The following is a 5,802-nucleotide window of genomic DNA, read 5'->3' as shown; positions in this document are numbered from 1 at the left end:
TGTTCTGGGACGAACTGCATCCGACCACCCAAATGCATCAAATCATTGCCGCCGCGATGCTCAGTCAGGTGCCGCTGCCTTCCGGCATCGTGTTGTTCGTATCGCCATTGCTGCTATGGTGCGGTCGGCGCATTCGGGCACGTAGCGTTTAATTAGACGTCGGTCAGGCAATTCAATCCGAGGTTCGCCTGACCGATGACCGACCGCGACACTGACTTCACCGAGAAGTTATCGCGGGAAATCGAAGGCTTTTAAATACGGGCGTTAGGAACCGACAAGGGTTGGGGTTACGCCATGGCTCCGTCGCTCGAGCGGGGCTGGCACGCTGCTTCCCAAACTGGAGCTTGGGAAGCAGAAAAATCATCGGTCATTTACAACAAAAGCAATTCGACGCGGGTGCTGAAGCTATTGGCGTTACTGAAGCGGCCGCATAAGATTGAAAGCGAGTATCAGGTCTGGGAGGAAGTTCGCCATCCGCAACTGATCGAAACCGAGGCGTTGATGCGGTAGAAACTGGATTAGATACACCGCAATCCGATCGAACGCGGTTATGTGGATGTACCGGAGCATTGGCATTACTCCAGTGCGCGGAACTGTGCGGGGTTGGAAGGTTTGATCAAGGTGGTTCGAGACTGGTGATTGAGTCGGAAAGCTGGAACTACCTAGCGGCGGGTCCCCAAGCCGGAGCTTGGGAACCAGTGGCCCCGGACCGAAATTGACGCACTTCAGCTCATCAAGCGGCCTCGCCCACCAACTCCAATCCTCTAAACACCGAGCAGCGTATAAACACGTCCAAGGTCGGCGCCAGTTGTTTTTGCATGCAGAACTTGGCGACCAACTTGGTCAGGCCCTTGATGTCGCGGCCGGAGGCGCCGGGGAACAGGTCCACCAGTTGTTCTATCAACTCATCCGAGACCGGCAGCGAGAACTGTTCGGTCATCACCTTCCAGATTTTGCGGCGGTCGGCGCTGTTGGGCGAGTGGTAGCGGATCATCGCGATGCAGCGGGAGATGATGGCTTCGTCGATGTCATCCACCCGGTTAGTGGTCAGGAACAATAGGCCGTTGAAGTATTCCAGCACCCGCAGAAACACCCCGACCACGGCGTTGGAGGCCAGATTGTCGGCGCGTTTCTTGATGTAGACGTCGGCCTCGTCGATCAGCATCACCGCGCCCCAGCGCTGGGCGCGGATCAGGGTTTCCTTCAGGGTTTTCTCCATTTCGGCGACGTTCAAGCCCAACTGGCCGGAATGTACCCGGTACAGCGGCCGCTTGATGATCTCCGAATAGACCTCGGCGGTCAAGGTCTTGCCCACCCCGGCGGGACCGGCGCACAACACCGTGGTGCCGCCGGATTTGCCTTCGACGATGTCGTCCATCAGCATGTCCATTTCGGCGGTGAGGATGTCGATCAAATCGGTTTGCTCGGGCGGCAGGATCAGTTTTTGTTTCAGTTCCGGCTGGTAGACGTAGGGTTGCAGGTCGTCGACATGTACCCAGACATGGTGGTGCAATTCCAAATGAAACAGCAGGATATAACCGTGCACCGGCAATTCGGTGAACAAGCCCTTGCCGACATCGGCCTTGGCTTTTTCCATTTCGCTTTCGGTTTTGCTGTCGTAGCGCATGCTTTTCCCGGCCTTGCGCAAATAGGTGCCGAAAATGTCGCCGGACGCTTCCAGCGTCAGTACCCGATCGCTGAGGATGTTTTCGTCGTTGACCAGCCGGCAAGCGCCGCCGCCGGACGACAACACCACGGTGTTCTTGCGGGTCCAGTCGTTGCTACGGTGGCTGGCGGTCGGATCTTCGGCGTAAACGCCGGTGCCCCAGCCCGAAAATTGCTCGCCGTAACGGCCGCGCCAGTCGAAATAGCGGGAGGCCGCGTCGTCGTAGCTGGCGATCAAATCCTCGGTTTCTTTTAAATAACCCTTGCCGGCGAAGATTTCCGGGATGGTCTTGTTAGCCAGATCCTTGCCGCGAATAACCAGGGTTTCGATCGCGATCTTGCCCTTGCTGTTGGCTTTCAATTCCAGCAGGATGCGCCCGGCTTCTTCCTCGCCCGGCGGCGTGTAATCGACGCGGGTGACCAAATACGCCAGGGTCCGGCCGCCGTGCTCGACGTGAAACAACCAACCGCGAATCGCGCCGTCCAGCAAATATTGCGCGATGTCCGGCAGTAGTTTTTCCAGATCGTCCGGACCGTAGCGGCGATGGTCGTCGCTCAAGGCCTGCTGCAGCGCGGTCAGCAACGCGGCGTGCTGTTGCAGACTCTCGCCTTCCTGGGCATAAATTCCGGCGAGGGTCGCCATCTCGGCGCTGCTGAGTTGGTCGTAAAACACCTGGGCTTTATTGCCGAAACGCAATTGCTCGTTCAAGCCATTCAGGCGCGGGTGAGCGGTCAACAGTTGCTGGAGATGCGGTTTTTCTATGGACAGTTTCATCGAACGATTCCTTATCAAAGCGGCGAAAAACAAAATGGGGTTAGCGAGCTCGGGCTCGCGGTCAAGACAAAATCAATGTGCGTTACTCCGAAAATCGGTGAGCGACAGACCTGGGTCGGAAGTTTTCGATCACGGCTAAAGCCGCGCCCACGCCGGCCTTTTTCAATCGCTCGAGCGCAAGCTTTTTCATGACCGTTAAGCCGGCTTTCGGCGACGGGTATTTAGGTGGGGTTCGCATCGCGTACCCTGCGCCTCGGACCCGTTTACCGACAATCAAAATGCTTGAAATAGACGCGGCCGACCTCGGCTCCGCTCAGCCGGCCTTGCCTTCTCCAGCGGAGGATTGGGGCAATGCCAGACACAATAATTCGGCCAAATGCAGCGGCTTGGCAAAGCCGCCGCCAACGATTTGTTCCCGGCAGGAAAAGCCGCTGCCGACCAATAGCGCGTCGGGCTCGGCGCGCAGTGCCGGGAACAAGGCCAATTCAGCCATCGCCTGGGCGTCGGCGTAATGTTCGGCTTCGACGCCGAAGTTTCCGGCCATGCCGCAACAAGACGATTCAATCAGTTCGAACGACAAGCCGGGAATCTGTTTCAGAATTTTGCGGACCGACTTGATCGAGCCGACCGCTTTCTGATGGCAATGGCCGTGTAGCAGCACCCGCGACGGGTTCGGGATAGGCTGAAAGGCCAGATTCCAGCGTTTGGCGCTTTGTTCGCGGACGATGAATTCTTCCAGCAGCACGACTTTTTCAGCCAATTTGCGGGCCGACTCGCCCAAATCCAGTTTCAGGTACTCGTCGCGCAAACTGAGGATGCAGGACGGCTCCAGGCCGACGATGCCGCGGCCGGCGTCGATATGCTCGCTTAGCGCCGCCAACATGCGCCGGGCTTCGGCGCGGGCTTGGTCCAGCATGCCGTTGGAAAAATAAGTGCGTCCGCAACACAGCGGCCGCTGATCTTGATCGGAGGGGGACGGCGTGGCGACATGAACATGGTAGCCGGCAGCGGTTAACAGATCTTTTGCCGCCTCGGCGGAGGCCGGGTTGAAGTAGTAATTGAAGGTATCGACCAGCAATACCACTTGCCGATCGCTCAAATCCGGGTGCAGGACCAAACTGGATTGTCGCGGGACTTGGAACGGGCGCTCGGCCGGCAGCGGCAATTCGGCCTTGGCGCTGATGCCCAGCGCGGTTTGGGCCAGTCTGGCCAACAACGGCGAACGGTTACGCCAGGCAATCAAACCGCGCAGCAGCGGGAATCTTAGCAATCGGGGTAAATGCCCCCACAATTTGCGGCGCAACGGCAGACCGCGCCGAGCCGCTTGCTGGGCCAGAAATTCGGCCTTGATCGCCGCCATGTCCACTTCGTTTTCGCATTCGCGCTTGCAACCCTTGCAGGCCACGCACAAATCCATCGCCGCGACTAGCGTCGGATCGAACAGGGCTTCCGGGTCGTCGGCGTTCAGCGCGGCTTTCAACAATTTGACCCGACCGCCCGGCGACAAATCCGGATGGCCGCCGACCCGAAAACTCGGACACATCACGCCCTTGTCGGCCTGTTGCTGGCATTGCTTGCTGCCGATGCACACCGCCACCGCCTTGGCAAAATCGGCGCCGTGCTTGGGAATGTCGGCGTAAGCGTCGCCCATGCCGGCATTGCGATAGGACGACCAATCCAGTAACAACTTCATAGCGGTTTAACGAGTTAAAACCAGGATCAAGCAAAAACGAAGCCACCCTGCCCCACACCGCGAAATCGCTGGTTAGCGGCGAACGCAACGCGGCGGGGGCTGCGCCGATTGTAGGCTTTGCAACAATCACAGGCCTGCGCGAACGATTTACCACAGTATAAATGGGCTTAACCCGGCGAAAACGCTTGGAACAGAGGCGGCGTCAAACTGAAAACCTTCGCATGAACGGGGCTTCGACCGCGACCGGCGGCGTTCGAGCGCGGCTGCAGCCCCGGCCACGGCGCTTCCGGCAAACCGGGGAAATGGGCAATTCGGCCAAACAATTCCGGCACAAAACTTGCGGAAATTAGGCTTTCAAAAAATAACGAGGAAACCTACCGTGGAATTGGAAAACTGCGCCTGCCGCTATTTCATCAGCTACAGCGGCGTCAAACTGCCGCTGAAACTGGTCAACGAATTGCCCGACGAAAGCCATCTGGAAAACCGAAACACTTATTTTCGCGGCTTTTTCGATGGCGACGAACGCCTGCTGCTGTTGGAAAAGCTGGTGTACGGCGACATCGAGCTGCGCCATCACTACCGTTATCACGGCAACGGCGTGTTGAGCCAAGCGGAAATCACCGACGTGGACGGCGAGATCACCGTGCTGAGCTTCGACGAAGCCGGTCAAGCGCTAGACTGATCGCAACCCGACCGATTTCGCTAGGCGCCCCGTTCCGGGTCGTTGGGGTCGGTCAACTCCAGCAAATCGACGACATTGAGCTTAATCGCCAGCCGGGTCAGCTCGATGTCGCTGCCGACGCCCAATTTACGCTTGATCAGATAGTGGCTGTTGCAAACGGTCTTGGCGCTGATATTGAGCAACCTGGCAATCCGCTCCGGCGAATTCGCCGCGACCAATAAGCGCAAAATCTCGAACTCGCGCGGCGTCAGGGCTTCCAAGGCCCAGCCCTCGCCGCCGAGTTTTTCCATCGCCAAAGCCTGTGCCACGCCACCGCTCAGCACGTGACGGCCTAGATACACGTCGCGGATGGCTTGCAGCAGAGTCTCCGGGTCTTCGCTTTTGCCGATGTAACCCAACGCGCCGGCCCGGCAAGCCTGCCAGGCGAACGCCGGATTCTGGTGCATGCTGAAGACCAGGATCTTGGCGCGAGCGTCGCGCTGGCGAATCCGGCCGATCAATTCCAAGCCGCTTTGTCCCGGCAAGCTCCAGTCGGTGACGACCACGTCGGGGGCGACATCTCGGAATAAGCCGTAGGCCGTCGCCGCATCGCCGGCTTCCGCCACCAACCGCATATCGGGCTGTTTGGCCAGCAAGGCGCGGTAACCCTCGCGGACGATAGCGTGATCGTCGACCAGCAGGATGCGGATCGCTCCGTCGTTCATTTGGCAAGTTGTTCAGTCATTGGCAAATTGACCCGCACCCGCAGTCCATGCGGTGGTTGCACGGTCAGCTCGAACCCACCACCCAGCGCCGTCGCCCGCTCGCGCATCCCCAACAAGCCGATACCGGGGCCGTCGGCAAACGGCAAGCTCTCCGCGCAACCGTCGTCGCTGATCGTCAATTCGACGTTTTCCGCAATCGTCAAGCGAATTTCGGCCAGACCGGCGCCCGAGTGCTTGGCGATATTGCTGATCCCCTCCTGCACCAAGCGATATACCGCGGTGG

Annotated in this window: 6 protein-coding genes; 2 read left to right on the top strand and 4 right to left on the bottom strand. The window is 58.8% G+C overall.

Annotated features, from left to right (window positions below; genetic code table 11):
- Positions 1-294: 294 nt before the first annotated feature.
- Positions 295-510, top strand: coding sequence for a hypothetical protein (locus AC3B8H_RS17705; protein WP_488442869.1), 216 nt, complete (start codon positions 295-297; stop codon positions 508-510).
- 223 nt (positions 511-733) lie between these two features.
- Here AC3B8H_RS17705 and AC3B8H_RS17700 read toward each other — a convergent pair whose 3' ends face one another.
- Together AC3B8H_RS17700 and AC3B8H_RS17695 are read right to left on the bottom strand one after the other, a co-directional pair.
- On the bottom strand, positions 734-2,440 hold the full coding sequence (locus AC3B8H_RS17700) for an AAA family ATPase (RefSeq protein ID WP_488442868.1): 1,707 nt from the start codon (positions 2,438-2,440) through the stop codon (positions 734-736).
- A gap of 313 nt (positions 2,441-2,753) precedes the next feature.
- Positions 2,754-4,133, bottom strand: coding sequence for a (Fe-S)-binding protein (locus AC3B8H_RS17695; RefSeq protein WP_488442867.1), 1,380 nt, complete (start codon positions 4,131-4,133; stop codon positions 2,754-2,756).
- A 379-nt stretch (positions 4,134-4,512) separates the two neighbouring features.
- Between AC3B8H_RS17695 and AC3B8H_RS17690 the strand changes: the two genes are divergently transcribed.
- A complete protein-coding gene (locus tag AC3B8H_RS17690; protein ID WP_488442866.1) occupies positions 4,513-4,815 on the top strand; it encodes a DUF6156 family protein in 303 nt (100 codons plus the stop codon).
- 20 nt (positions 4,816-4,835) lie between these two features.
- Here the strand turns inward: AC3B8H_RS17690 and AC3B8H_RS17685 are convergent, their stop codons facing one another.
- Together AC3B8H_RS17685 and AC3B8H_RS17680 are read right to left on the bottom strand one after the other, a co-directional pair.
- On the bottom strand, positions 4,836-5,519 hold the full coding sequence (locus AC3B8H_RS17685; RefSeq protein ID WP_488442865.1) for a response regulator: 684 nt from the start codon (positions 5,517-5,519) through the stop codon (positions 4,836-4,838).
- A partial coding sequence (locus AC3B8H_RS17680; protein ID WP_488442864.1) for a sensor histidine kinase occupies positions 5,516-5,802 on the bottom strand: 287 nt, incomplete at its 5' end. The genes AC3B8H_RS17685 and AC3B8H_RS17680, both read right to left, overlap by 4 nt.

This window comes from Methylomonas sp. BG-2 (assembly GCF_057766305.1).
The sequence above is the reverse complement of the archived record's forward strand: the minus strand, read 5'-3'. Positions and strand labels throughout refer to the sequence as shown.